The organism is Paenarthrobacter sp. DKR-5, assembly GCF_018531425.1.
Lineage (GTDB): Bacteria > Actinomycetota > Actinomycetes > Actinomycetales > Micrococcaceae > DKR-5.
In genome coordinates, this window is record NZ_JAHBOI010000003.1 from 450,005 (window position 1) to 476,447 (window position 26,443).

At 69.4% G+C, this 26,443-nt stretch carries 25 protein-coding genes, 1 tRNA gene and 1 riboswitch; of the genes, 16 read left to right on the forward strand and 10 right to left on the reverse strand.

The genetic code is table 11. The annotated features are described in order from the left end of the window. The first annotated feature begins 122 nt into the window (after positions 1-122). The 3 genes from hutI (at position 123) to KIH31_RS08275 (ending at position 3,249) form a co-directional block, all read left to right on the forward strand. Positions 123-1,343 (forward strand): imidazolonepropionase, encoded by a 1,221-nt coding sequence (gene hutI / locus KIH31_RS08265; RefSeq protein ID WP_214426605.1) that lies wholly within the window; start codon positions 123-125, stop codon positions 1,341-1,343. A gap of 135 nt (positions 1,344-1,478) precedes the next feature. After that, entirely contained in the window at positions 1,479-2,474 is a 996-nt protein-coding gene (locus KIH31_RS08270) for an L-lactate dehydrogenase (protein WP_250545661.1), read from the forward strand. 19 nt (positions 2,475-2,493) lie between these two features. Further along, positions 2,494-3,249 carry a type II CAAX endopeptidase family protein gene (locus KIH31_RS08275; protein WP_250545662.1) on the forward strand — a complete coding sequence of 252 codons (756 nt, stop codon included), beginning with the start codon at positions 2,494-2,496 and terminating at the stop codon, positions 3,247-3,249. Between the two features lie 10 nt (positions 3,250-3,259). On the opposite strand, the gene KIH31_RS18105 is transcribed toward KIH31_RS08275, so the two are convergent. Beyond that, positions 3,260-4,549 carry a C40 family peptidase gene (locus KIH31_RS18105; RefSeq protein WP_307857586.1) on the reverse strand — a complete coding sequence of 430 codons (1,290 nt, stop codon included), beginning with the start codon at positions 4,547-4,549 and terminating at the stop codon, positions 3,260-3,262. A 467-nt stretch (positions 4,550-5,016) separates the two neighbouring features. Between KIH31_RS18105 and KIH31_RS08285 the strand changes: the two genes are divergently transcribed. Continuing rightward, entirely contained in the window at positions 5,017-5,265 is a 249-nt protein-coding gene (locus tag KIH31_RS08285; protein WP_214426606.1) for a hypothetical protein, read from the forward strand. Between the two features lie 84 nt (positions 5,266-5,349). On the opposite strand, the gene KIH31_RS08290 is transcribed toward KIH31_RS08285, so the two are convergent. Continuing rightward, entirely contained in the window at positions 5,350-5,988 is a 639-nt protein-coding gene (locus KIH31_RS08290; RefSeq protein WP_214426607.1) for a VOC family protein, read from the reverse strand. Positions 5,989-6,034: 46 nt separating this feature from the next. Next, the gene (locus tag KIH31_RS08295; protein WP_214426608.1) at positions 6,035-7,039 is read right to left on the reverse strand and encodes a cation diffusion facilitator family transporter; all 1,005 of its coding nucleotides are present in this window, start codon (positions 7,037-7,039) and stop codon (positions 6,035-6,037) included. Between the two features lie 53 nt (positions 7,040-7,092). Continuing rightward, positions 7,093-7,207, forward strand: a riboswitch (SAM riboswitch). A gap of 47 nt (positions 7,208-7,254) precedes the next feature. Here KIH31_RS08295 and KIH31_RS08300 point away from each other — a divergent pair. Further along, positions 7,255-8,571 carry a bifunctional o-acetylhomoserine/o-acetylserine sulfhydrylase gene (locus KIH31_RS08300; RefSeq protein WP_214426609.1) on the forward strand — a complete coding sequence of 439 codons (1,317 nt, stop codon included), beginning with the start codon at positions 7,255-7,257 and terminating at the stop codon, positions 8,569-8,571. 123 nt (positions 8,572-8,694) lie between these two features. Beyond that, entirely contained in the window at positions 8,695-9,768 is a 1,074-nt protein-coding gene (locus KIH31_RS08305) for a homoserine O-acetyltransferase (RefSeq protein WP_250545750.1), read from the forward strand. Positions 9,769-9,799: 31 nt separating this feature from the next. Here KIH31_RS08305 and KIH31_RS08310 read toward each other — a convergent pair whose 3' ends face one another. Continuing rightward, positions 9,800-10,642 carry an SGNH/GDSL hydrolase family protein gene (locus tag KIH31_RS08310; RefSeq protein ID WP_307857587.1) on the reverse strand — a complete coding sequence of 281 codons (843 nt, stop codon included), beginning with the start codon at positions 10,640-10,642 and terminating at the stop codon, positions 9,800-9,802. Between the two features lie 96 nt (positions 10,643-10,738). On the opposite strand from KIH31_RS08310, the gene KIH31_RS08315 reads away from it, so the two are divergent. Continuing rightward, complete coding sequence (locus KIH31_RS08315) at positions 10,739-11,389, forward strand: alpha/beta hydrolase (RefSeq protein WP_214426611.1); 651 nt, start codon at positions 10,739-10,741, stop codon at positions 11,387-11,389. A 106-nt stretch (positions 11,390-11,495) separates the two neighbouring features. Here KIH31_RS08315 and KIH31_RS08320 read toward each other — a convergent pair whose 3' ends face one another. Further along, a complete protein-coding gene (locus KIH31_RS08320; protein ID WP_214426612.1) occupies positions 11,496-11,723 on the reverse strand; it encodes an RNA-binding S4 domain-containing protein in 228 nt (75 codons plus the stop codon). An 82-nt stretch (positions 11,724-11,805) separates the two neighbouring features. Here KIH31_RS08320 and KIH31_RS08325 point away from each other — a divergent pair, with 82 nt between their 5' ends. The 3 genes from KIH31_RS08325 (at position 11,806) to KIH31_RS08335 (ending at position 15,293) form a co-directional block, all read left to right on the forward strand. Further along, the gene (locus KIH31_RS08325; RefSeq protein ID WP_214426613.1) at positions 11,806-12,897 is read left to right on the forward strand and encodes a DMT family transporter; all 1,092 of its coding nucleotides are present in this window, start codon (positions 11,806-11,808) and stop codon (positions 12,895-12,897) included. A 101-nt stretch (positions 12,898-12,998) separates the two neighbouring features. Next, positions 12,999-14,387, forward strand: coding sequence for a glycine--tRNA ligase (locus KIH31_RS08330; protein ID WP_214426614.1), 1,389 nt, complete (start codon positions 12,999-13,001; stop codon positions 14,385-14,387). A gap of 6 nt (positions 14,388-14,393) precedes the next feature. After that, on the forward strand, positions 14,394-15,293 hold the full coding sequence (locus KIH31_RS08335) for a GNAT family N-acetyltransferase (RefSeq protein ID WP_214426615.1): 900 nt from the start codon (positions 14,394-14,396) through the stop codon (positions 15,291-15,293). Between the two features lie 12 nt (positions 15,294-15,305). Here KIH31_RS08335 and KIH31_RS08340 read toward each other — a convergent pair whose 3' ends face one another. The 4 genes from KIH31_RS08340 to KIH31_RS08355 are packed head-to-tail and all read right to left on the reverse strand — an operon-like array spanning position 15,306 to position 18,418. Further along, on the reverse strand, positions 15,306-15,971 hold the full coding sequence (locus KIH31_RS08340) for an NADPH-dependent F420 reductase (protein WP_214426616.1): 666 nt from the start codon (positions 15,969-15,971) through the stop codon (positions 15,306-15,308). 27 nt (positions 15,972-15,998) lie between these two features. Further along, on the reverse strand, positions 15,999-16,847 hold the full coding sequence (locus KIH31_RS08345) for a lysophospholipid acyltransferase family protein (protein WP_214426617.1): 849 nt from the start codon (positions 16,845-16,847) through the stop codon (positions 15,999-16,001). Positions 16,848-16,850: 3 nt separating this feature from the next. Beyond that, a complete protein-coding gene (locus KIH31_RS08350; protein ID WP_214426820.1) occupies positions 16,851-17,657 on the reverse strand; it encodes a DUF1295 domain-containing protein in 807 nt (268 codons plus the stop codon). A gap of 5 nt (positions 17,658-17,662) precedes the next feature. Further along, positions 17,663-18,418, reverse strand: a complete 756-nt coding sequence (locus KIH31_RS08355; RefSeq protein WP_214426618.1) for an alpha/beta hydrolase — start codon at positions 18,416-18,418, stop codon at positions 17,663-17,665. Positions 18,419-18,595: 177 nt separating this feature from the next. On the opposite strand from KIH31_RS08355, the gene dusB reads away from it, so the two are divergent. The 6 genes from dusB (at position 18,596) to KIH31_RS08385 (ending at position 25,424) form a co-directional block, all read left to right on the forward strand. Next, positions 18,596-19,780, forward strand: a complete 1,185-nt coding sequence (dusB, locus tag KIH31_RS08360; protein ID WP_214426619.1) for a tRNA dihydrouridine synthase DusB — start codon at positions 18,596-18,598, stop codon at positions 19,778-19,780. Beyond that, the gene (locus KIH31_RS08365) at positions 19,764-21,050 is read left to right on the forward strand and encodes a deoxyguanosinetriphosphate triphosphohydrolase (RefSeq protein WP_214426620.1); all 1,287 of its coding nucleotides are present in this window, start codon (positions 19,764-19,766) and stop codon (positions 21,048-21,050) included. The genes dusB and KIH31_RS08365 overlap by 17 nt, the downstream gene beginning before the upstream one ends. A 57-nt stretch (positions 21,051-21,107) precedes the next feature. Then, complete coding sequence (gene dnaG / locus KIH31_RS08370; protein ID WP_214426821.1) at positions 21,108-23,000, forward strand: DNA primase; 1,893 nt, start codon at positions 21,108-21,110, stop codon at positions 22,998-23,000. Between the two features lie 74 nt (positions 23,001-23,074). Further along, positions 23,075-23,147 (forward strand) — tRNA-Asn (locus KIH31_RS08375). Positions 23,148-23,316: 169 nt separating this feature from the next. Further along, positions 23,317-24,984 (forward strand): APC family permease, encoded by a 1,668-nt coding sequence (locus tag KIH31_RS08380; protein WP_214426621.1) that lies wholly within the window; start codon positions 23,317-23,319, stop codon positions 24,982-24,984. A 143-nt stretch (positions 24,985-25,127) separates the two neighbouring features. Then, entirely contained in the window at positions 25,128-25,424 is a 297-nt protein-coding gene (locus tag KIH31_RS08385; RefSeq protein ID WP_214426622.1) for a hypothetical protein, read from the forward strand. A 12-nt stretch (positions 25,425-25,436) separates the two neighbouring features. Here the strand turns inward: KIH31_RS08385 and KIH31_RS08390 are convergent, their stop codons facing one another. Next, complete coding sequence (locus KIH31_RS08390; protein ID WP_250545664.1) at positions 25,437-26,330, reverse strand: polysaccharide deacetylase family protein; 894 nt, start codon at positions 26,328-26,330, stop codon at positions 25,437-25,439. Positions 26,331-26,443: the final 113 nt, after the last annotated feature.

Below are 26,443 nucleotides of genomic sequence, written 5' to 3' on the forward strand. Positions count from 1 at the left end.
CCTCAAGCGGGGCCGGTGTCCGGAATGCCGGACACCGGCCCTGCTTGTCTGTGCCGGCCCCGGCACCCGTACGCGGTTTACTTGGAAGCGGCCCCATTCGCCCTTCCCGCCCAAGGAGCTCCATGACCCCCCTACCGGAAGCGCCGGCGTCACTGCTGATCACCAACATCGGCGAACTGATGACGCAGGACCTGGAGCACCGCGTCCTGCACGGGGCCGCCGTCGTCGTCGAGCACGGGCGCGTCGCCTGGATCGGCCCCGCCGGGGAGGCGCCCGCAGCCGACAACCGGTTCGACGCCGGCGGCGGGGCGGTGCTCCCCGGATGGGTGGACTCGCACTCCCATCTCGTGTTCGCGGGGGACCGCACAGCCGAGTTCGAAGCGCGGATGGCGGGGGAGAGCTACGCGGCCGGAGGAATTGCCGTCACCACCCAGGCCACGCGCGCCGCCTCGGACCAGGAGCTGGCGGACCTGCTCCGCGCCCGGGTCGCCGAGGCACAGGCCCAGGGCACGACCTACCTGGAAACGAAGACCGGGTACGGGCTCACCGTGGCCGACGAACAGCGCAGCGCCCGCGTGGCCGCCGGGCTGGTGGAGCAGGTGACTTACCTCGGGGCGCACCTGGTGCCGCCGGGAGCGGACGCGGACGAGTACCTGGACCTGGTCTGCGGGCCGATGCTCGAAGCGGTCAAACCCTACGCCCGGTGGGCGGACGTGTTCTGCGAGCAGGGGGCCTTCAGCGAGGACCAGTCCCGGCGCGTGCTCGCCGCCTGCCGCGAGGCCGGGCTCGGCCTGCGGGTCCACGGCAACCAGCTCGGCCCCGGCGCCGGGGCCCGGCTCGCGGTGGAATTCGGCGCCGCCAGCGTGGATCACGTGAACTTCCTCTCCGACGAGGATGTGGCCGCGCTCGCCGCAAGCTGGCACGGCTGGGATCCGGCTACCGGCTCCGGCAGGCAGGGCACGGTGGCGACCTGCCTGCCCGCCTGCGACCTCTCAACCCGGCAGCCGCTGGCGCCAGGGCGGCGCCTGCTCGACGCCGGGGTTCCGGTGGCACTCGCCTCGAACTGCAATCCCGGCACGTCCTACACCACGTCCATGAACTTCTGCGTCACGACCGCGGTGCTGCAGATGGGCCTGAGCGTGCACGAGGCCGTCCGGGCCGCGACCTACGGCGGGGCGCTGGCCCTCGGCGTGCACGCCGGATCCGGCGCGGTCGGTTCCCTCGCCGTCGGCCACCGGGCGGACCTGCAGCTGCTGCGGGCTCCGTCCGCCACCCATTTGGCGTACCGTCCAGGCGTGCCGCTGACGGCCGCTGTCTGGCGCGCAGGAGAACGCGTCGCCTGAGCCCGAATTCCCTTCTGCTGCGGCCCGGCCTCACCTATAGTGCGCTTAGGCACCGCGGACCAAGCCGGCACACGCAGCGCCGATCCGGCAGGCGGAAGCCCGGCACAGCAGAATCCAGCACACGGAGGGCCAGCCATGAGCATGCCAGGACAGCAGGAACCGCAAGCGGCCGACAGCTGGGAGCCGCGCGCGGGCTCCAAGCTCGCCGTCGTCGGGGCGGGCAGCGTCGGCACGTCGCTCGCCTATGCTGCGCTGATCCGCGGCTCGGCCCACGAGGTGGCTCTCTACGACGTCAACGCGGCCAAGGCCGAGGCCGAGGTGCTCGACTTGGCGCACGGCACCCAGTTTTCCGCGTCGTCAGGCATCACCGGAGGCGGGGACATAACGACGATGGCCGGGGCCGACGTCGTCGTCATCACTGCAGGCGCCAAACAGGCCCCCGGACAGACGCGCCTGGACCTGGCGGGCACCAACGTGCGCATCCTCGAAGACCTGCTGCCCCGCCTGCTGGAGCAGGCCCCGGACGCGGTGTATGTCCTGGTGACCAACCCGTGCGACGTGCTGACGGTGGCGGCGCGCCGGATTTCGGGACTGCCCGCCTCCCGCGTGCTCTCCTCCGGCACCGTGCTCGACACGTCCCGGCTGCGCTGGCTGCTGGCCCGGCGCGGCGGGGTCTCCACCTCCAGCGTGCATGCCTCCATCATCGGTGAGCACGGCGACACCGAGTTCCCCGTCTGGTCCAACGCCTCCATCGGGCCGGTGCCCATCCGTGAGTGGAAGGTTGCGGGGGAGAGGGTCTTCACCGAGGACTACCTCGGCTCGGTGGCCAGCGAGGTGACCAACGCCGCGTACAAGGTGATCGCCGGCAAGGGTGCCACCAACTACGCCATCGGACTGGCCGGCGCGCGGATTGTGGAGGCGATGCTGCGGGCGGAGAATGCCGTCCTGCCGGTCTCCACCATGCTGCAGGGCGAGTACGGGATCACTGATGTGGCCCTGTCGGCGCCGAGCGTGGTCGGGGCGCGCGGGGTGCATTCCGTGGTGGAAATGACGCTGGACGAGGCGGAGACGGAGGCGCTGCACCGCTCGGCCGGGGCCCTGCGGGAGTCGTTGGCAAAACTGGGGATCTGAGGCGCGGCAGAATGGTGCCATGACTGTGGACACCGCCGCCCGGACGAGGCTGCGCACCGAGGTGCTGATCGTGCTGGGCCTCTCGCTCGGGCAGTCGGCCGTCTACTCCGTGGTGCAGCTGGCAGAGAAGATGACCCGCGGCCCGCTCGGGCAGGCCACCTCGACGCTCAACCAGCCGCAAAGCACCCGCGAGTACTTTGACTTGATGTACCAGCTGCTGGGGATCTTCTTCGCCCTGGTGCCCGTGGCGCTGGTCTTCTTCCTCCTCGCCTCCGGAGGTGTCAACGGCTTCAGGAAGTTCGGGTTCACCTTCGAGCGTCCTGGTTCGGACAGCCTGCGCGGCCTCGGGCTGGCTGCCCTGATTGGCATCCCGTCCCTGGGCCTGTACGCCGTCGGCAGGGCGCTGGGCATCACGACCTCGATCATCCCCAGCGCCTTGGACGCTTACTGGTGGACTGTGCCGGTGCTGATCCTCTCGGCGGTGCGGCACGGCATCGTCGAGGAGGTCATCGTGGTGGCCTACCTGCTGGACCGGCTGCCGCGCTTCGGGCTGCGGATGCCGGCGGTGATCCTCGTCAGTGCCCTGCTGCGCGGCAGTTACCACCTGTACCAAGGGTTCGGGCCGTTCGTGGGGAACGCCGTCATGGGCGTGGTCTTCGCCTGGGTGTACACCCGCACCCGTCGGGTCATGCCGCTGGTGATTGCTCATGCCCTGCTGGACATCGTCGCCTTTGTCGGCTTCTCATTGTTCGGCAAGGCGATCGGTCTCGGCTGATCCTTCTCCTTCAATTCCGGACGAGGAAGCTGGCCGAGAGGGCTGTCCAGCGGCTTGCCTGCTCCTCGCTGAGCGGCAGGGCCGCCGGTTTCAGCCATGCCCCGGGCACGTCGCCGTCTCCGCTCAGTCGCAGGCCCGCCGTGCCGAACTCGTCGAGGCCGGCGCAGCCAAGCTGTACTCCTGCCGCGGAACCAGCGGCCAGGCAGAGCTCCCCGGCCGCCGTCGCTCCTGCAAAGTAGGCGACGCCGCCTGTGGTCCCCATCCGCCGGACGCTCCCTGCGACGACTCCGGCGCTGCGCAAGGCGGCGGCGACAGCGGACGGGGCCGCGTCCGCCGCGGTGGCGGGTGCTCCCAGTACCGGCACAAGGGCCTCGGCTGCACCGGCGGCGGTTTGCGGCGCCGCGCTGGTCGGGGACGGCGTCGGTGTGGCGGGGGAGGTCGGGGACGGCGTGGGCGCCGCTGTTGGCGACGGCGTGGGCGTCGCGGTTGGCGACGGCGTGGGCGTCGCGGTGGGCGACGGCGTGGCGGGGGCGGTCGGGGACGTGGGCTCAGGCGTGGGCGTCGCGGTGGGCGACGGCGTTGCCGGAGTGCTGGGAGCAGGCGTCGGGGTGGGAGAAGGTGTGCGGGTAGCGGTGGGCGTCGCGGTCGGTGTGGGCGTCGCGGCGGGGACCGGAGCCGGCTTCCGGATCTGCGTCGGTGCCGGTGCGGCGACGGCGGGCCGTGGCGGCACCGGTGCCGGCGGTGCCGGTGCGGGCGCTTCGGGTGCGGGCGCTTCGGGTGCGGGATCTGCCGGGATGAAGGGCGGAAGCACGGGTGCGACGCCGAGAGGGCCGGCGTTGACCGGGACGGAGGCGCCGGGCTGGCCCAGTGTGAAGTAGGCGGAGGTTCCGGTGGCCCAGGTCGGCAACAGCACAGTGCCCACCGACGGGTTCAGGGCGCTGATCATCATGCCGTCGCCCACGTAGATCCCCACATGGGACCAGTGACCGGGGCCGTCAGGATTCTGCACCACGAGGTCCCCGGGAGAGGGGGTGCTGGTCCGGGTGAGCGCCTCCCACTGTTCCGTGCGGGGAAGGTCGATCCCGGCCAAAGCGTATGCCCACTGCACGAACCCCGAGCAGTCCCAGCCGTCGGAGGGGCTGGTCCCGCCCCACACATACGTATGTCCGAGGCCCTCGTAGGCATTCGCCACGATCGACGACAGCGTGGTGCTGAGTGTGCCGACGGCGATGGAAGCGCGGATGGCCGGGCTGGTGCCGGAGCGCGTGCCGGGGCGGGCAACCGGGCTCTCGATGCGCACAAAAGGACGCGTGTCCGGCACAAAGGCCCGGGCGCTGACCCGCGGGTCGGGAAGGGAAACCCGGGGAAGGGAAGCCGGCGGCAGGGAAGCATGCCTCTCACCCTCAAGCGTCCGCGGGAGGGCACTGGCGGGCACCAGCAGCGCCGAACCGGCTATGAGGCAGGCGGCTGCTCCCGCGGTTATCCGTCGTTGTCGTGCGCTGGTCCTGGCTGCAGCACTGCCACGGGTCACTATTGCCCCCTCTGAGCGTGTCCGGTTCGGCGGTCCGGGCGAAAGGCGATGTCCACAGACCGGCCACCGGTCCCTAGAGTATGGCCCTCATCGGCCAGGGGCACGAGGGGTGACTACCTGTTTTGGGGACGCCGGGTACCGGGGCCCAGTATTGATGTCCGTAGATATTGACAGTCATCGATGAGCGCGGCAGACTCCTCTTTATCGATCATCGTCAATAAGGAAGGGAAAGTGTCGTGAACCTCTTGTCAGCGGAAGATCTGCTCCGCCTGGACGGTCAGCACCGCGCCGAACTCACTGCCGCACTGGCCGCCGGTGCCGCCCAGGAGGCGCGCTTCCGCGCCGCGGCCAGCCGCGCCCGCAGCACGGGCAGCGCCATTCGCGCGGCTGCTGCTGTTGTCTTCCGCCCGGGCCGTCGGGTGGCGCAACGCAGGCGGGCCGCCGCACGGCCCAGGCTGGATGCCTGTGGCGCGGCCTGCGCGTGACGGCGCGGGTGCAGGGCGCGCCGTTAACGCAGACGGCGCCGCGGTCCGCGGGGACCGGGCGCCGTTTGACGACACGTAAGGGGACTAGATCGTGACGGTTCCGCGAGGGCTTTCGAAGGTCACGGACATGATGCCGGGGGTGCCCTTCGGGGATACCCACTCCACGGACACGTCCTCCAGCGGCTTCTCCACCGGCTCACCAAGCCACTCGGTGACCCGCTCGGCGGACCCGGCGATCGTCAGCTTGGCCAGGCGGACGTCGCTCGGCCGGGCATTGGACGGGTGCAGGGCCGGGTCGCCCTCCCACTTGAGCATGTAGGGGACCTGCGGATCGGCGATGAGGCCCTTGATGCCGATCTGCTTCCAGACCAGTTCCTGGCCGTCGGGGAACTTCCGGTTGCCCGGGACGGAGGACCTGCCGAGGCGCTGCTCGAACGGGCCCAGGTCGTCAACTTCGACGCACCAGCCCATCCAGCCGCCGCCCGCCTGGGAGCGGGCCCGGACAGCCTGTCCGAAGGGGGCCTTGTCCGATGCGGGGTGGTCAAGAACCTCTACTACCTCAACGTAGTGGTGGTCCGTGAGCGGGATGATCATATTGCGGGTGCCGAAGCGGGGGTGTACCCCGCCCTTCACTGCCTCGATGCCGAGGGCAGACGAAATACGCTCAGTTGTGGCGGCCAGGCCGTCGTTTTCACAGGCGTAAGAAACGTGATCCATGCGCATGGGCCCATCCTTGCACTTTGTGATCTGCAACTCGACTTAGGGTTGCCTAACCGCGTGAGGAGCCTGATTTGGCGCCTGATCGCGAGCCCAGCGTGGGCTGATCCGGGGTCGACAAGGTCAGCACGGCCTCTTCAATCAGGTGCTTTTCCTCGATCTCCTTCTCCACCCGGCGCAGCGCCACCGCGACCTCATCCTCGGGCTGGTTGCCGGTCATGTCCACGGCGGCGACCAGGAAGAGTTTGCCCGGGCCGATGAACTCCAGATGCAGGTAGGTGACCCGTTCGATTTCGGGGTGGGTGAGCAGTTCCTCCACGGCGAGCTGTTCAATTTCGTCATCGGGCTTTTGGCCGACCAGGAAGCGACGGTTCTGTTCAATGAGGACGACCGCGATGACGCCCAGCAGCAGGCCCACGAGGATCGAGCCGATCGCGTCCGGCACCGGAGACCCGGTGAGCTGGTGGGCCGCGATGCCGGCGACGGCGATCAGCAGGCCCACCAGGGCGGCCGCGTCCTCGGCGAACACCGCACGCAAGGTGGGATTGGACCCCCGCACCACGAAGTCGAGGGTGTGTCGGCGGTAGCGCGCCGCGGTGGAGCGGGCCTCGCGCAGCGCCTGGGTGAAGGAGACCCCCTCCAGCACGAATGCGATGCCCAGCACGATGTAGGCGATGAGGAAATCCTGGGCAGGTTCGGGCGCAATGAGGCCTTGGATGCCGTGCATGATCGACACGACGGCCCCGGCAGTGAACAGGCCGAAGGCGGCGAACATGGACCAGACGTACGCCTCGCGGCCGTAACCCAGCGGGTGGTTCTTGTCCCGGGGCTTGCGCGAGCGCTTGTCGGCCACCACCAGGAAGACTTCGTTGCCGGCGTCGGCCCAGGAGTGGGCGGCCTCGGCCGTCATTGAGGCTGAGCCGGTGAGCAGCGACGCGACGGTCTTGGCGACGGCGATGGCGAGGTTGGCTGCCAGCGCCAACACCACAGTCACGGTGCTGGACTTCTTGCCCTCCTCCGGCGGTGCAGCGTCGAGCGCTGCGCCGGAGCTCGTCATGTTTGCGTCATATTGTTTGCGCGAATCGGCCACAGTACCCAACACTAGACCTAGGTCATGAGTGCCAGTAACAAGCCCCGGCTTACTGGCCGGCAACCCTCCGCCGCGGCGGGGTGCCCCGGGTGAGGACCTGGCTTTCCGCCACCCGGCGGACGGCAAGCGCGGGCCTGACGGCTGACCATGGACACGTGGGCCCCTGAAAATAGGAGTCGACAATGTCCAATGCCTGGTCCTTCGAAACCCGCCAGATCCACGCAGGCCAGACGGCCGACGCCGAAACCGGCGCTCGTGCCCTGCCGATCTACCAGACGACGTCGTTCGTTTTCCCGAGCGCGGAGAGCGCCGCCAACCGTTTCGCCCTCGCTGAACTGGCGCCCATCTACACACGCATCGGCAACCCCACGCAGGACGTGGTGGAGCAGCGCATCGCCAACCTCGAAGGGGGCGTGGGCGCGTTGCTGCTCGCGTCCGGCCAGGCTGCCGCCACCTTCGCGATCCTGAACATTGCGGAGGCCGGGGACCACGTCGTCGCGAGCCCGAGCCTGTACGGAGGCACCTACAACCTGCTGGCCCACACGCTGCGCAAGCTCGGCGTCGAGGTCACCTTCGTGGCGGACCCCGACAACCTCGAGCAGTGGCGGGAGGCGGTCCGGCCGAACACCAAGCTTTTCTTCGGCGAGGTCGTCTCCAACCCGCGCCAGGACGTGCTGGACATCGAGGGCATCTCCGCCGTCGCGCACGACGCCGGGGTGCCGCTGATCGTGGACAACACGCTGGCCACTCCCTACCTGATCCGGCCGATCGAGTGGGGCGCGGACATCGTCGTGCACTCGGCCACGAAGTACCTCGGCGGCCACGGCACTGCGATCGCCGGCGTGATCGTGGACTCGGGCAAGTTCGACTTCGGCAAGGACGCGGCCAAGTTCCCGGGCTTCAACACCCCGGATCCGAGCTACAACGGCCTGGTGTACGCGCGGGACCTGGGGGAGGGCGGCGCGCTGGGCGCGAACCTGTCCTACATCCTCAAGGCGCGGGTGCAGTTGCTGCGCGACCTCGGTTCAGCCGTTGCCCCGTTCAACGCGTTCCTGATCGCCCAGGGCCTGGAGACACTCAGCCTGCGCGTGGAGCGCCACGTGGCCAACGCGCAGAAGGTTGCGGAATGGCTGGAGGCGCACGACGACGTCGAGGCGGTCGCCTACGCCGGGCTTCCGTCCAGCCGCTGGTACGAGCGCGGCCGCAAGTACGGTCCGCGCGGGACCGGGGCCGTTATCGCGTTCCACATTGCCGGCGGCCTCGAGGCGGGCAAGCGCTTCGTGGACGGCCTCGAACTGCATTCGCACGTGGCCAACATTGGCGACGTTCGCTCGCTGGTGATCCACCCGGCGTCGACCACCCACAGCCAGCTGACCGCCGAGCAGCAGGAAATCGCCGGCGTCGCGCCCGGCTTGGTCCGGCTGGCCGTGGGTATTGAGAACATCGACGACATCATCGCCGACCTGGAAGCCGGATTCCGGGCGGCCAAGGGAGCCTGAGCGAAGGTGACCGTGGAGTTGACGCACGCAACGCACCGCTTGTACGGCCTGCACCACCCCGCCGGCGCCATCCAGCAGGCGGACCCGGCCCCCGCACGGGCCAACGCCGGCACCGACGGCCACCTGCGCACGATCGGCATCGGCTCGCTGCAGCTCGAGGCCGGTGGAGCGCTGCCGGAGGTTGAGCTGGCCTTCGAAACCTGGGGCACGCTCAACGCCGACGCATCCAACGCGGTGCTCATCGAGCACGCGCTGACCGGCAGCACGCACGTGACCCAGGGCGACACCGACGAGCCCGGCTGGTGGGAGACGCTGGTGGGGCCCGGTATGCCCGTGGACACGAACAAGTATTTCGTCGTCGCGCCGAACATCGTCGGCGGCTGCTACGGCAGCACCGGGCCGGCCTCGCCGGACCCGGACGGCGCTCCGTGGGGGTCGCGCTTCCCGCTGGTCACGATCCGGGACTCGGTTCGCGCCGAGGCCCGGCTGGCGGACAGGCTCGGCATCCGCCGCTGGCACGCCGTCGTCGGCGGCTCGATGGGCGGCGCGCGCGCCCTGGAATGGGCGGTCATTCATCCGGGCCGGGTGCGGCACTGCGTCGCGGTCGCCATCGGCGGGTACAGCACTGCGGAGCAGATCGCGCTGGCGCAGGCCCAGATCCTTGCCATCCGGCAGGATCCGCACTTCGCCGACGGCGATTACTACGGCGGCCCGCAGCCCGAGGCCGGGCTGGGGCTGGCGCGCCGGATCGCCCATCTGAGCTACCGCTCCGAGCCCGAGCTGTCCTTTCGCTTCGGGCGGCGGGCGCAGGGAGCCGAGAACCCGCTCGAGGCACCGGCGCTCGCCGCCCGCGGCCGGTACCAGGTGGAGAGCTACCTGGACCACCAGGCCCGCAAGCTGGTGGACCGGTTCGACGCCAACAGCTACCTCGCCATCACCGAGGCGCTGATGAGCCACGACCTGGGACGCGGACGCGGAGGCCTGCCGCAGGCGCTCGCCGGCACCAAGGCGGAGTTCTTCCTCGCCGCGGTGAACTCGGACAGGCTGTACTTCCCGGAGCAGTCCGAGGAGCTGGCACGGGCCCTGCCGGGAGCCGTCGAGGTGCACAGGATCGACGCCGCGATCGGCCACGACGGGTTCCTGACCGAGATCGGCCAGCTCGGGCCGGCCCTGCGCCGGGCCGTGTTCACGGCTTAGCCGCCCCCCGCGCAGGCCGGCCGGCCGGGGCCTATACCCCGGCGCCGGGCGGCATTCCGGGACCGAACACGGGCCCCGCTGTCGGCCGCTTGGGCAGGATTCCGTCGCCGGAGGACCGGCGGCGGATGCGGCGGACCACCCAGGGGACGAAGAATTCGCGGGCCCAGACCAAATCCTCGGCGCGCGCTTCGCGCCAAGGACGCGCAGGCAGAGGCTTGGGCTGCAGCGGCTCGAGGGTGTGCGGTACGTTCAGCGAATCCAGGGCCATCGCGGCGATCGTGTGGTGGCCGAGCGGGGAGAAATGGAGCCTGTCGCTGGCCCACATCCGCGGATCCATGAGCTCGCGCAGCGCCCACATGTCCGCGATCACGGCGTCGTGCCGCGCGGCGATGATGCGCAGGTTCTCGTTGTAGATGGCGGTTTTGCCGCGGATCCGGCCCAGCACGGGGGTGTCCCGGATGTCGGGGCCGTTGAAGAGCAGGACTGTCGCGCCGCCGCGGGTGAGTTCCTCCACGGCGGGATCCAGTTTGGCGGCAAGAATGTCAGGATCGCCGCCGGGCCGGATCAAATCGTTTCCTCCGGCGGAGAGCGACACCAGGTCCGGTTTCAGGGCCAGCGCCGGGGCGAGCTGCTCGTCGAGGATCTGCTGCAGCAGCCTGCCGCGGATTGCCAGGTTGGCGTACGCAAAATCGCCGTGGCCGCGGCTGAGCTCCTCTGCGACGCGGTCCGCCCAGCCCCGGTGGCCGCCCGGGCTGGTGGGCTCGGGGTCGCCGATGCCCTCGGTGAACGAGTCGCCCAGGGCGACGTAGCGGTTCCACGGGTGGCCAGGGGAGGCAATCTCCTCATCGGTACTGTTGATACGCAGCTCACTCACTGCTTCATCCTCCACCCGGGGCGGCTGGCTACGCCACCGTAGGTTCATGGCGGCAATTACTTTAATCTTCAAGTTTTGGTATGCGAGAATGGGCTCATGGCTGCGAAGATTCCTGACACTGAGCCCACTGTTCTCTGGTCCCGGCCCGAATCCGAGCGTGAGGGCACCGATCTGCTGGTGCTCTTCCACGGTTACGGCGCGAACGAGGAGGACCTGTTCGGCCTCGCGTCGATGCTGCCGCCCGAATTCACGGTGGCGGCGATCCGCGCCCCGCTGCCGGCAGGGGCCGGATACTCCTGGTTCCCGCTGACGGCGTCGATCGAATACAGCGTTGATGCTGTGAAGGCGGCCGCCGATTACGTCCTTGGCTGGCTCGACGGGGTCCGCGGCACCTTCCGCAGCGTGACGCTTCTCGGGTTCTCCATGGGCATGGCGTTGGCGACGACCCTCGCCCGGCACCGCCCCGGCGACTTCGCCGCCGTCGTCGGGCTCTCCGGCTTCGTGGTGGACGCTGCCGGGGACGACTACTTCAAGGACGACCAGCTCGACGGCACACTGCAGCTCTTCTGGGGAAGGGACCAGCAGGATCCGGTGATCACACCGGACAAGGTCGAGTACTCGCTGGCCTGGTGCCGTTCCCATGTGAAGCTGACCAAGGTCCTCTACACGGGGATGTGGCACGGCATCAACGCGCAGGAACTCGGCCACGTCAACGAGTTCCTCACGCACCACGTCCTGAACAAGTAGCGCCGAACGGCCAATTTCGGCGGGCTCCGGCGCGATCAGGCCGCCGCAACTGGCCGCTCGCGCGGGAGGGACGCCTCACCGGGCGCGGAGGCGACGGGTCCGCGGGTCAGCTTTGGCGTTCGACGACGACGGCCTGCCCGTTGACGGTGACGCTGTCGCCGGGGCGCACCTGGCGGCCGCGGCGGGTTTCGATTTCGCCGTTGACCTGGACAAGGCCGTTTTCGATGAACTCCTTCGCCTGGATTCCGTCTTCGGCGAGGTTGGCGAGCTTCAGAAGCTGGCCAAGGCGGATGGATTCGTCGCGGATCGGAACGGACTCGGGCTCAGGGGTCATGCACCCATTCTGCCTCCTGCCGGGCGGTCCGCCCCGCGGGAAGCGTTAACCGACCCCGGCGGCGGCGTCGTAGATTGGAGCCGTGTCTGCTCCGGCGAGAATCCCAGCCCTGCTCGGCCTGCCCATTGCGGTGGCCGCGGGCGTCCTGATGCCCCTCCAAGGCCGCGTCAACGGCGCCCTGGGCGCCAAACTCGGTGACAGCTTCGCTGCTGCCCTGGTCAGTTTCACCACCGGGCTGCTGCTGGTGGCGGTGCTCAGCGTGGTGCTGCCGAAGGGCCGTCAGGGCCTGAAGACCCTGCGCGGCGAACTGCGCACCCGTGAGCTGCCGGCGTGGTACCTGCTCTCCGGGGTGATCGGCGCCTTCTATGTGCTCGCCCAGGCCGTCACGATCGGACTCCTGGGCGTGGCACTCTTCACGGTCGCTGTCGTGGCGGGCTCCATGCTCGGCGGGCTGGCTGTCGACCGGATCGGCTTCGGACCCATCGGCCGGCGCCGGATCACCTTTGCCCGCGCCCTCGGAGCGGGGATGACGCTCGCCGCCGTCGCCTGGGCCGTGTCGCCGCGGCTGGGCGCGGTCGCCGGAATCGCAGTACTGGCAGGGCCGCTGCTCATGCCGTTCATCGGCGGCCTGCTGCAGGCTCCGCAGCAGGCCATGCTCGGCAGCATGGCGGCGGCAGCCCGCACGCCGCTGACCTCGACTTTCCTGAACTTCCTTGGCGGCGCGATTGTCCTGCTCGCCGCGTGGCTGGTGAAGCTCGCGGTCGCCGGTGCCGGTGCGCCGCTGCCGGGGGAGTGGTGGTACTACCTCGGAGGTCCGCTCGGCTGCCTCTTCGTGGCGGTCAGCTCAGTCCTCGTGCGCGCGATCGGGGTGCTGCTGATGGGCTTGGGCATCATCGGCGGCCAGCTGCTGGGCTCCCTTGCGCTCGACGCCGTGCTGCCGGTGCCCGGGACGGTGATCTCGCTGCCGACGGTGCTCGGTACCCTGCTCACCCTGGTGGCCATGGTGGTCGCCACCCTGCCGTGGCCGAGGGGCGCCCTGCGCCGCTCCGGGTCCCGCCGCCCGGCACCGCAGGCGCAGGGCGGCGCTGCCCGGTCCGAAGGCCGCACGGAAAACAGCGCGGCTCGCACCGCGGACGGGAACACCGAAGACAGCGCGGAGGACGCGCGGCGCTGAGCCTGCCGGTAGGCTGGTAGGCGGCACTAGCGCCCTAGAGCCCGACGAGAAGCCTGGCGGACCGCACCCAGCGGCCCCGTAGATATCTGGAGTAGCCCCACATGGCAGCAGCAAAATCCAACCTGGACCCGATCATCTCCCTGGCCAAGCGCCGCGGCTTTGTCTTTCAGGCTGGTGAAATCTACGGCGGTTCCCGCTCGGCCTGGGACTACGGTCCCCTCGGGGCGGAGCTGAAGGAGAACATCAAGCGCCAGTGGTGGCAGTCGATGGTCCGCGGCCGCGAAGACGTCGTCGGTCTTGACTCCTCCGTCATCCTGCCCCGCCAGGTCTGGGAGGCCTCCGGCCACGTCGAGGTCTTCAGCGACCCGCTGGTGGAGTGCCTGAGCTGCCACAAGCGGTACCGCGCGGACCACCTCGAAGAGGAATACGAGGAGAAGAAGGGCCGTCCCGCCGAGAACGGCCTGGCCGACATCGCCTGTGCCAACTGCGGCACCAAAGGCCAGTGGACCGAGCCGCAGAACTTCTCCGGGCTGCTCAAGACCTACCTCGGCCCGGTCGAGAACGAGGAAGGCCTGCACTACCTCCGCCCGGAGACCGCCCAGGGCATCTTCGTGAACTTCAACAACGTGCTCACCACGAGCCGGAAGAAGCCGCCGTTCGGCATCGGTCAGATGGGCAAGAGCTTCCGCAACGAAATCACGCCCGGCAACTTCATCTTCCGCACGCGCGAGTTCGAGCAGATGGAGATGGAGTTCTTCGTCGAGCCCGGCACGGACGAGCAGTGGCACCAGTACTGGATCGACACGCGCCTGCAGTGGTACAAGGACCTGGGCATCCGCGAGGAAAACCTGCGCCTGTTCGTGCACCCGCAGGAAAAGCTCAGCCACTATTCCAAGGGCACCACCGACATCGAATACCGCTTCGGCTTCCAGGGGTCGGAGTGGGGCGAGCTCGAGGGCGTCGCGAACCGCACCGACTTTGACCTGAGCACCCACTCGAAGCACTCGGGCACCGACCTGAGCTACTTCAACCAGGCCACCAACGAGCGCTACACGCCGTACGTGATCGAACCGGCCGCCGGCCTGACCCGCTCCTTCATGGCGTTCCTCGTGGACGCCTACACCGAGGACGAGGCGCCGAACGCGAAGGGCGGGGTGGACAAGCGCACTGTCCTGAAGCTGGACCCGCGCCTGGCCCCGATCAAGGCCGCGGTGCTGCCGCTGAGCCGCAACGAGGACCTCTCGCCCAAGGCACGCGATCTCGCCGCCCAGCTGCGCCGGAACTGGAACATCGAGTTCGACGACGCCGGCGCCATCGGCCGCCGCTACCGCCGCCAGGACGAGGTCGGAACCCCGTTCTGCATCACCGTGGACTTCGACACCCTCGAGGACCAGGCGGTGACCATCCGCGAACGCGACACGATGAGCCAGGAGCGCGTTGGCCTGGACAAGGTCGAAGGCTACCTCGCCGGCAAGCTCATCGGGGCCTAGGCACCGATGGCCGAGCTGAACTACCGCCCGTGGCGCGAGGGCGATGACCGCGCGCTGAACGAAATCTGGTCGGATGCGCCCTCCGCGGCGGCTGCCGGCCGGGAACTGTTCCGCCCGGCGTCGGACACGCCATGGTCGCGCACCATCGTCGCCGAGGACCAGGGCATCCCGGTGGCCGCCGGCGTCGTCGGGGAGGCCAGTGTCCACCCCGAGCGCCTGTGGGCGTATGTCGAGGTGGCCAAGGACCACCGGCAGGCGGGTGTCGGTTCGACCCTGCTCGCCATGCTCCGGCGCGAGGCGGCTGCGGGCCCGCAGGCCGGGAAGCCGCTGCGGGCCAAAGTGGCCACCGGTTCCGCCGGGGCTGCCTTCGCGGCCTCGGCCGGCCTGAAGCCGATCCAGCGTTCCCGGATCGTGCGGGTCCGGCCCGGTGCGCTGCGGCTTGGCGGCCTCGCCGAGGACAGCGGCCAGCAGGTGGAGGATCTGGCGACCGGTTCGGTCGAGCTCACGCGTGCCCTGTGGGACTTCTACACCGCAGTGCACACCTGGGATCCGCCGGCCGACCTCGGCCTGGGCCGGGTCAACCAGCTGTTCCTCAGCGAAGGCGCCGGCGCGCACGGAGCGGTGGTACTGCGGGAGCAGGGCGCCATCAAGGCCTTTGCCATCAGCTACAGCCTGCCGGCGGCGGACGCGCCCGAGGACGCAGCGGCCGACGTCCTGCTTGGCTACGACACCACGGCGCCGGGCACCGAAGCGGCGGTGGAGAAGCTGCTGGCCCTGCTCGTGCACCGGTACCCGGTCGAGCTCGAACTGGACGATTCGATGACCGCGCTGGCCGCCGTCGTCGACCCGCTCATCGCCGCCGGGACCGCCGATGTGCTCAGCGAAACCCTGGTCGTCAGCGAATAGCCAGGCCAGGGCTCAGGCGTCGCGGTAGCGCTTCGCCTGGGCCAGGGCGTGCCGCAGGCCCTCCGCGTCGTACCGGTCCACGTACGCTTCGGTGTCGCGCTGGTAGCGCCAGCCCTCGCTTAGCGCACCGGCGTCGACGACGTCGAAGCCGAAGTCCTCGATCAGTGCCGCGGCGACCCGGCGCGCGTCTTCGCTGTTGCCGGCGATGGCCAGGGCCCTGCGGCCGGGGGTGCCGGCGGGCGTGCCCTGGCTGGCGAGGTCCTTGAAGTGGATGTGGTTGAAGGCCTTCACCACGAAGGACCCCGGCAGGTGCGCCTGCAGCAGTTCGCTGGTGGTGGTTTCCTCCGCATCGAGCTCCGGGAAGTTGCCGTCGCGCTGCGGGTAGTAGTTGTTCGTGTCGATCACGACCTTGCCGTCCAGCGGGGCAACCGGGACCTGCCGGTAGTTCTTCAGCGGAATGGTGACGACGACGACGTCGCCGGCCGAGGCTGCTTCCTCGGCGGTGGCGGCCCGGGCGCGCGGGCCGAGTTCTTCAACGAGGCCACTCAGCGTCTCGGGGCCGCGCGAGTTGCTCAGGACGACGTCGTAGCCGTGGTCCACGGCCAGTCTCGCAAGCGTGGAGCCGATGTGGCCGCTGCCGATGAATCCGATGGTGCGGGGAGCTGCGAAGTTTGTCATGCCCTTCCCAACGCCCGCGGCCCGGGATTATTCCGCGCCGGCTCCCCGGGCGGCAGCACGGCCGTGGTGGCGGGAGGCGAAACGGCGTGCGTCCTCGGCGTCGAGCCGTGCCTGTTCCTCGACCGTGACGGCGCCGCCGCCAAGAGCGGCGGGCATCCACCACGCGCCGGGCTCGGGCCGGAGCGGGAAGTCCGCCATGCCGGCGTCGATCCCCTCCTGCAGCAGTGCGCGCAGGTCCGCGGTGGCCGCGGCGGCGTCGACGTCGGCCGGGTAGTGCTGCGGCGGCCCGATGTGCACCCGGACGGGCGCACGCCAGCTGCGCCGGAGGGAGAACGGGTGGCCGCGGCTCATCAGCCGGTGGCTGCCCCAGACGGAGACCGGGATCAGCGGCACCTGCGCCTCGGCTGCCATCCGGACCGCGCCGGTTTTGCATTCGCGCACCGTGAAGGACCGGCTGACCCCTGCCTCGGGCAGTACTGCCACGAACTCGCCGGCGCACAGCTTCTGCACCGCGTGGCGGTAGGCCCCGCTGCCGTCGGCACGGTCGACCTCCACGTGGCCTGCCGCCGTCACCGCCGCGCCGGTCAGCCAGTGGTCAGCGGCGGCCTTGGTGATGAGGAACCGCAGGTGAGCGCGCAGACACCGCCAGAACACCAGCTCGGTGACAGCGAAGTCGAGGTAGCCGAAATGGGTGATGGCCACGACGGCGCCCCGCCCGGGAACCGGAACCCGCTGCCGCCCGTCGGTGGGGTCGGGCGCCGGGAGGTGTTCCTCGCCGCTGGACAGGATGGCGATCCGGAACAGCCCGCGCAGGATCATCCCGGTGCGGATGAGGCAGCGGTAGAAGGTGTTGTTCTGCGGGGGGCGCCAGGCCATGTCTCAGGAGGCCTTCCGGCGCGGCGGGAGCGGGAAGAAGCCGCTGGTGGCTTCGATGTACTCCCGGTAGCCGGGGCGCTCATTCATGCGCTGCTCGGTGAGCGGTTTGCCCGTGCGCCCGGCCAGTGCCCAGATCATCAGGGCGGGCGAGAGGACCGTCAGCACGCCGGGCCAGGAGTCGGCGGCGACCAGGAACAAGCCCGCCCAGACCGCCGCATCGCCGAAGTAGTTGGGGTGCCGGGTATAGCGCCAGAGCCCGGTGTTGAGCACCGTGCCTTTACGGGCCGGATCAGCCTTGAATCGCGCGAGCTGCCAGTCGCCGACGGCCTCGAAGAACAGGCCCACCGCCCAGGCCGCAACGCCCAGCCACGCCAGCCAGCCGACGGCGCCGGTGGAGAACATTGCTACCTGGATGGTGAGCGAGACGAAGAACAGCACCACCGCCTGCGGCAAGTAGACGCGCCGGATGGCGTACGTGTTGCGGGAACCCGGCGCTGCCGAGAGCATTTTCTCGTAGCGGGGGTCCTCCTCGCCGCCGCGGGCGCGCCAGCCGATGAACCCCGCCAGCCGCAGGCCCCACAGGGCGGTCAGCACCAGCATCAGGGTGCGCCGGCCGGCGTCGCCGTGGCCTGAACTGAGCATCCACGACACGACGGCGACGACCACAAAACCGAGTCCCCATGCCGTGTCGATCACCGAGTGCCGCCGCTGCGCGACACCGAGCGCAAAAGTGGCCGCCAGCAGCACCAGCAGGGCAGCGGCCGTCCAGGGGAGGCTGGCGGCGAAGGCTCCAAAGTTGAAGAAGGGCACGGCGGTCACATCACCATCGGGAGGACGGGCGGCTGCTCGAACAGCCGGTCCGAGTGCCGGCGCACGGCGGCCGGGATCTCGGTCCCGGTCTGCTCGCCGAACGAGCGCAGCACGTAGGAAACGGTCAGCCGGTGCCAGATGCCGATCTTGCTGAGCATGAAGTGCCCGACCCCGTCCAGCAGCACGTAGCGCACCTCTTCGGCGATCGGCTCCGCACGGCGGGCGTAGCGCAGCGACTCGGTCGGGCTGGTCCAGCGGTCTTTGTCGCCATGGATGATGAGCACCCGGCGCTCCGTCACGCTGGTGGTGTCCGAGGACGGATTCAGCCACGGTGCCAGCGAGACGACGCCTTTGACCCGGTCATCGTCGGCCACCGCCAGGGCGACCGAGCCTCCCATGGAGTGCCCGACGAGGTAGACCGGCAGGCCCGCGTGGGTTTCACGGATCTTCTCCAGCGCCCAGCGCGCGTCCTGGACCGGGGACTGTTCCGCGCCGTTCCACCCGCGGACCCGGTTGCGCAGCGACCAGACCTCCACACCGAGGTCCGAGCCCCAGCGGGAGAGCAACCGCGCAAACGGGACCATCCGTGCCGGGCTCAGGTGCCGCGCCCGGACGGGGTCGTAGCTGTTCGCCCGGCCTCCGTGCAGTACCAGGACCACTGCCTTGGCCTGGACGCTGGAGGCGCGCACCGTCAGCACCGGGGCGTGGGCGATTTCGGCGGGGCCTGCTTCGTCGGCCTCATCGATCTTGCGGTTTGACACGTCGTTGGCCTTTCCGGGGCTGGCAGCGTTGCGATGATCAGCGTTGGGATTATGGTGGCACACAAGGTTCGGAGCCGGTGAGGGTCCGGATGGGCGCCGGCACGGCAGTTGCACCAGGCACGGCAGCCTGCGGACCCGCCGTGAGGCCGATTTGCCCCGCTTTGCGACAATGGAACCGTGAGTTCTGTCGTATCCGAAGCGCCCCCGCAGACCAGTCCGGGGCTGCCGCCGCTGAAACTGGGCAACATCACGGTGGACACCCCCGTGGTGCTGGCCCCGATGGCCGGCATCACCAACAATGCCTTCCGCCGCCTCTGCCGCGAGTACGGCGGCGGCTTGTACGTGTCCGAGATGGTCACCTCCCGTGCCCTGGTCGAGCGCACGCCGGAGTCGCTGCGGATCATCAAGCACGACGACGACGAGAAGGTTCGCTCGGTCCAGCTGTACGGCGTCGAGCCGGTGACCGTGGGCGCCGCCGTGCGGATGCTGGTCGAGGAGGACCGCGCGGACCACATCGACCTGAACTTCGGCTGCCCGGTGCCCAAGGTCACCCGGCGCGGCGGGGGAGCGGCGCTGCCTTGGAAGCTGGACCTGTTCACCTCGATTGTGCAGACCGCCGTCCGTGAGGCCTCCAAGGGCGGGCTGCCGCTGACGATCAAGATGCGCAAGGGCATTGACGAGGACCACCTCACGTACCGTGAGGCCGGCCGGATTGCGCGCGACAGCGGCGTGGCAGCGGTCGCGCTGCACGGCCGCACCGCCTCGCAGTTCTACTCCGGCCAGGCGGACTGGAACGCCATCGCGGACCTGCGCGAAGCCCTGCCGGACATCCCGGTGCTGGGCAACGGCGACATCTGGTCCGCGGAGGACGCCGTCCGGATGGTCCAGCAGACGGGCGTCGACGGCGTCGTCGTCGGCCGCGGCTGCCAGGGACGGCCCTGGCTCTTCGCGGACCTGATGGCGGCCTTCGAGGGCAGCGACCGCCGGATCCGGCCCGGGTTGAAGGAGGTCGCGGATGCGGTCTACCGGCATGCCGAGCTGATGATCGACACCTTCGGCGAGGAACCGAAGGCCCTGCGCGACATCCGCAAACACATGGCTTGGTACTTCAAGGGCTATGTCGTCGGCGGGGACCTGCGGGCCCGGCTGGCCACCGTGTCAACGCTCGTCGAACTGCGCGGGCTGCTCGATGAGCTGGACCCGGCCGCGCCGTATCCGGGCGCGGGAGCGGAGGGCCCGCGCGGCCGCGCGGGCTCGCCCAAACGCACCGCCCTGCCGGACGGATGGCTCAAGGAGCGCACCCTGAACACCGCGCAGCAGGCCGACATCGCGGCCGCCGAGCTGGATGTGTCGGGTGGCTGAGCCGGCGGCAGCGGCCGCCTACACCGGGCATGACAGCGAGCGCTGGGCCGCGGAGGCGCCGAAAAAGCCCTACCGCACCCAGTTCGAACGCGACCGCGCCCGCGTGCTGCATTCCTCTGCGCTGCGGCGCCTGGGTGCCAAGACCCAGGTGGTCGCCCCTGACACCGACGACTTCGTCCGGACCCGGCTCACCCACAGCCTTGAGGTCGCCCAGATCGGGCGCGAACTGGGCCGCACGCTCGGCTGCGACCCCGACGTCGTCGACGCGGCCTGCCTCTCGCACGACCTGGGGCACCCGCCGTTCGGTCACAACGGTGAATCGGCGCTGAACGATCTGGCGCACCGCATTGGCGGGTTCGAGGGCAACGCCCAGACGCTGCGGCTGCTCACCCGGCTCGAGCCCAAAATCATCGCGGCGGACGGTTCTTCCGCAGGATTGAACCTCACCCGGGCCAGCCTCGATGCTGCCTGCAAGTACCCGTGGGCCGCCGAGGATGCCCCGCTGATCCACGGGCACCGCACCAGCAAGTTCGGCGTCTACCAGGACGACCTCCCGGTCTTTGACTGGTTGCGGCGCGGCGCCCCGGAAAGGCATTCCTGCATCGAGGCGCAGATCATGGACCTCGCCGACGACATTTCCTACTCGGTGCACGACGTCGAGGACGCCATCGTTGCCGGCCACCTGCAGCTGGGCACCCTGGCCGACAAGGACGAGCGGGCCCGCGCCATCGGCTACACCCAGCAGTGGTACCTCCCGCACAGCGACGCGGCAGCGGTGGACGCGGCGCTGTCCCGGCTCGAGGCAACCAGCGTGTGGGTGCGGCATGCGGACGGCTCCCGCCGGTCGATGGCGGCGCTGAAGGACATGACGAGCCAGCTCATCGGCCGGTTCTGCCAGAGCGCGCTGGAAACCACCCGGGAGCTGTTCGGCCCGGACCCGCTGACCCGCTACGCGGCCGACGTGGTGGTGCCCGAGGAAACGATTCTGGAGATCGCGGTGATGAAGGGCCTGGCCACGACGTTCGTGATGACGACGGACCAGCGGGTGCCGATCTACGAGCGCCAGCGCGAGGTGCTCACCGAACTCGTGACCGCGCTGGCCGCGACGGGCGACCGTCATCTGGAGACCATGTTCGCCGCGGACTGGCAGAACGCGGCCGACGACGATGCCCGGCTGCGCGTGGTCATCGACCAGGTCGCCTCGCTCACTGACGCCTCCGCCCTCGCCTGGCACAGCCGGCTGGTCCGCAAGGTGCCCGCCACGACCTGACCCGCTGGCCCTGGGGACAGGCGCTGTGCTGTCGGCGTCGTCCCATAGACTGGCATGGTGGCTGGTTTAATCAAACGCGAGGACATTGACGAGGTCCGCCAGCGCACGGACATCAAGGAAGTCGTGGACGGCTACGTCACGCTCAAGTCCGCGGGCATCGGCTCCTTCAAGGGGCTGTGCCCCTTCCACGACGAGCGGTCGCCGTCGTTCCACGTCCGGCCCCAGGTGGGCACCTACCACTGCTTCGGCTGCGGCGAGAGCGGTGACGTGATCTCTTTCGTCCAGAAGCTTGACCACACCAGTTTTGCCGAAACGGTCGAGAAACTCGCAGCCCGGATCGGCTTCGAACTGCACTACGAGGACGGCCAGGGCCCCAGGCGCGAGGAGGTCGGCAAGCGCCAGCGGCTGCTGGACGCGCACAAGGTGGCCGCCGAATTCTTCCGCGACCAGCTCCTCACCCCGGGCGCCGCGCCGGGCCGCCAGTTCCTGGCCGAGCGCGGCTTCGACCGGGCCGCTGCTGAGAAGTTCGGGGTGGGCTTCGCGCCGCAGGGCTGGGACGGGCTGCTCAAGCATCTGCGCGGCCGCGGCTTCCGCGAGGATGAACTCAAGCTCACCGGCATGTTCTCCGAGGGCCAGCGCGGCCTCTACGACCGCTTCCGCGGCCGGCTGATCTGGCCGATCCGCGACATCGCGGGGGACACGATCGGATTCGGCGCGCGGCGGCTGCTGGACGAGGACCAGGGCCCCAAATACCTGAACACACCCGAGACAGTGCTCTACAAGAAGTCCCACGTGCTCTACGGCATCGACCTGGCCAAACGGCAAATCGCGCGCCAGCGCCAGCTCGTCGTGGTCGAGGGCTACACGGACGTCATGGCCTGCCACCTCGCGGGGGTGGACACAGCCGTCGCCACCTGCGGCACCGCGTTCGGCGCGGACCACATCAAGATCGCGCGCCGGCTGCTCTCCGACGACGGAAGCGGCGGCGAAGTAATCTTCACCTTCGACGGCGACGAAGCGGGCCAGAAGGCGGCCCTGCGGGCGTTCGAGGAGGACCAGCGGTTCGTCGCGCAGACCTTTGTCGCCGTCGAGCCGACCGGAGCCGATCCCTGCGACCTGCGCCAGCATTCCGGGGACGAGGCCGTCCGCGGCCTGATCCAGAGCCGGCGGCCGCTCTTCGAATTCGCCATCCGGGCCACCTTGAAGAAACACGACCTGAGCACCGTCGAGGGCCGGGTCGGCGCCCTGCGCGAGAGTGCTCCCGTCGTCGCCCAAATCCGTGACGCCGCCATCCGTCCGGCCTACGGGCGGCAGCTGGCCGGTTGGCTGGGCGTCCCGGTGGAAGACGTGCTGCGTGCCGTCGCCGCAGCGGGCAAGCGCACCGACACCCAGCCCGAGCCGCACGGCCGGCGCCCGGAGCGGGAGCAGCATGCCGACCCGCGGGCCGGCAGGGAACGGCCGGCGCCGGCGCTGTTTTCCGAGCCCGACCCGAGGGACCCGGTGACGCGGATGGAGCGCGAGGCGCTCGAAGTGGTGCTGCAGCAGCCTGGCATGCTCAGCAAGGAACAGTGGGAACGGTTCGCCGGGGCCCGGTTCGCCGCGCCTGCGCACCTGGCGGTCTTCGAGGCCATCCAGGCCGCCGGGGCGGCGGACACGTCGCCGGCGCAGTGGGTGGAGCGGGTCCGGCAGGAGGTGCCCGAACCGCTCCGCGGCTTTGTCTCGCGGCTCGCGGTGACGCCCCTTCCCGCCACCAACGCCGACTCGCTGCGCAAGTACTGCCAGGCGATGCTCTCGCGGCTGTTCGAGCTGCAGATCACGCACCAGAAGGCGGAGAAGATGGGCCAACTGCAGCGCACCGACCCGGCCGGGGATCCGGAGGCGTACCAGCGGATCCAGCGGGAACTCCTCGAGCTGGAGATGCAGCGCCGTGCCCTGCGCTCCGAGGGCTGAAAACCCCTGAAATCCGGCGTTTTCCGCCCGATTTCGCACCGGCGAAAACCTTTGTTATTCTTGTAGAGCTTCATTCCCCCGTAGCTCAATTGGCAGAGCATTCGACTGTTAATCGAAGGGTTACTGGTTCAAGTCCAGTCGGGGGAGCGGACAAAAAGGCGGTTTTCCGGTACACCGGAAAGCCGCCTTTTCTTTTACGGTGGTTTTGCCTGCCTTCAGTGGCAACTGCATCTTTCCTGCCGGCGCCGCTGGCACTATTCTCAGGAGTGCCGCGGGGGCCCTGGGCAGCAGCACGGACACCAAGGGAATGGTTCGGATGGCAACTGATCTCAGTGCTAGGACACACGGCGGGAAACCACTGAAGCGGGTGGTCGGCTTCTGGGGTCTCACATTCGTTTCGCTCGGCTCGATCATCGGCTCCGGCTGGCTGCTGGGGGCCCTTGGCGCCGCCCAGGCGGCCGGCCCGGCGTCGATCATCTCCTGGCTGCTTGCCGCCGTGCTGCTCCTGGTCCTGGCACTCGTCCATGCAGACCTGGGCGCCGCCTATCCCGTCGCCGGCGGCACGGCACGCTACCCGCACTATGCTTTCGGCGCGCTGGCCGGCTTCACCGCCGGGTGGGCGGGCTACCTGCAGGCGGTGACCATCGCGCCGATCGAAGTCGAAGGCAGCATCACCTACCTTGAGAGCGCCCCGTGGGCCTCCGGCATCAAGATGGTGAACCCGGATTCAACGTTGACGCCGCTGGGCCTGCTGATCGCGGCCGCCGCCCTTGCCGTCTTCACCGGCATCAACCTGCTGGGCGCGAAATGGCTCTCGGACAGCAACATCATCCTCGTGATCTGGAAGACCGCTGTGCCCGTGCTGACGATCGTGGTGATCATCATCCTCAGCTTCCACCCGCAGAACTTCACGCAGGCCGGGGGAGGGTTTGCGCCCGACGGCGTGCACGGCATCTTCGCTGCGCTTCCGCTGGGGGTCATCTTCGCCCTCCAGGGCTTTGAGCAGGCTGCCCAGATGGCCGGCGAGGCCCGCAACCCGAAGAAGGACGTGGCCCGGGCGATCATCATCGCGATGTTCATCGGGGCGGCGATCTACATTCTGCTCGAGGTTGCCTTCATCGGGGCCCTCAACCCCGCCAACATTGCGCAGAACTGGAAGAACCCGCTCGGGGCCGGTTCCTTCGGCCCGTACTACGCGCTGGCGGTCTCGGTGGGCGCCGGGTGGCTGGCGACCATTCTCCTCATCGATGCGGTGGCGTCCCCTGCCGGGACCGGGTTGGTGTACATCGGAACCTCCGCACGCATCTCCTACGCGCTCGGGGAGGACGACGCCCTGCCCTCCGCCCTCACGACGGTGAGCAAGCGCGGGGTGCCATTCGGCTCCATCGTCCTGTCCTTCATCATCGGGATGATCGCGTTGTTGCCCTTCCCGAGCTGGCAGGCCCTGGTCGGGCTGGTCACGGATGCGACGGCAATCATGTACGCGTTCGCTCCTGTCTCGCTCGAGGCGCTGATCCGCCAGCATGCCGGCCGGGAGCACCCGTACCGGATTCCGTGGCCCGGCTTCCTGACGCCGCTCGGTTTCGTGGCCGCGAACCTGATCATCTACTGGTCGGGGTTCGAGTCCATCTGGAAGCTGCTCACGGCGATCCTGCTCGGCCGCATCATCTTCGAGATCGCGCTGCGCCGGTCCAAGACCTTGCGGCTGCGCCGTGACATCGACTGGCGGGCGGCGTCGTGGATCTGGCCCTGGCTGATCGGCATCCTGGTCATCGGGCTGCTGGGCCGCTACGGAAAGGGCTCGCTGAGCATCTTCCCGGACTGGATCGACATCCTCGTCGTGGTCCTCTTCAGCCTCGTCATGTTCTACTACGCGGTGAGCCTGGCGATGAGCCCGGAGGACATCGCCGCAGCCGTCGAGGAGGACGAGTTCGAATTCGAGGCCGTCGACGAGCAGGCGCCCGGTCCCCGGACGCAACGCTGAGGGGGCCGCCGGCGCGGCTGCGCGGGATGAGGGTGATAGAGTCGAAAGACAAGATGCTCGCCGGGGCGCTCTAAAGCCGGCCGAGGGTTTTTGCTCCGTCGAGCAGAAGGCGGACAACCCCGCACAACTGATTGGGGGCCTCCATGGCCACCGCCCGCTACTCCCACAATTTTTCCGCTGACGCAGACGGCCCTCTTGAGCCCGCTGCCGAGGACCTCGCCCTCCTGAATGTCTGGACCGCTTCGGCGTACCAGGAAGGCGCCGAAATCGAATACGACCGTGCCAACCGCCAGCTGCTGGATGCGGTCCTGGCAGCAGCCAAGGGAAAAACCAGCCTCTCGCGCGTGGCGACGGCCGCCAACCTGACGGTTCAGGAAGTCGTCACCCTGCTGGCAGGCAAGAACCCGGGACCCCGGCAGCTGGACCTCGAGGCCGGATAAACGCCTCCGCGGTCACAGCACGCCGAGGAACTCCTCGAGCAGCACGACCTCAAGCCCTGCGGCGAGATGGGCTTGGCGGAACGCCGCCAGGTCGGCGGCGAACTCCGGCCGGAAATGCATCAGCACGATGTCCCCTGGCCGCAGCGCATTGCCGACCTGATAGTCCATTCGCCCGGCATTGGCTTTCGCTTTCCAGTCCACAACGGCTTTCAGGCCCGCAGCGGCTGCCGCCCGGCGCATCGTCGTTGAGTAGGCGCCGCCCGGCGGCCTGAACAGGGCAGGACTGCGCCCGTACACTTGGCGGGCGTAGTCCTGCATTCCGGCTATCTCGGCCAGTTGTCCTGCGTAGTCGAGCTCGGCCACCATGGCCGTGTTGTGGCTGACTGTGTGGTTCTCAACCACGCTGCCCAGCGAGGTGAGTTCGCGGAAGAAGTCCGGGTTTCCTCTGACAAAGTTCCGTGTCAGGAACAGCGAGGCCCGGTACCCGTGGGACTTCATCAAAGCGACCATCGCGGGATTCTTGGTGATGCCGTCATCGATGGTGAGGAACACCACCGGGTGCCGGGTCGGGACGCTGGTCAGCACCGGCGCGAGTCCGTCGCGCACCGGCGGCAGCTGGAAATCCGGCACGTACGGCTTGGCGACCTTGGGCGCAGCAGCTGAGGGGCGGCTCACGGGGCCAGCCGACCCGGCGGACAGGCCTGCTCCCGGAGGCAGCGGACCGGCGGCAAACCCTGGGCCCGTCCGGGACGGTTGCGTTCCGCTGCCCGAGCAGGCCGTCAGTCCCAGGACCAGTGATGCCGCCAGCGCGCCCAGCGCCTCGCGGCGGTTCGGAGCATGCACGTACCCGGACCCCCGCGTCGCCGGGCCGGCTGGAGAGGAAGCGTTGTCGCTGGTGTCGCTCATGCTGTGCACCGTCCTTGGCGCGGAATGTCTTTCCCATCATTGTGCCCCCGCCGCCGCCCGCTCCGGGGACGAATCACCGGCGAATGCCGCGAAAATCTCTGGCCACCTGGAGC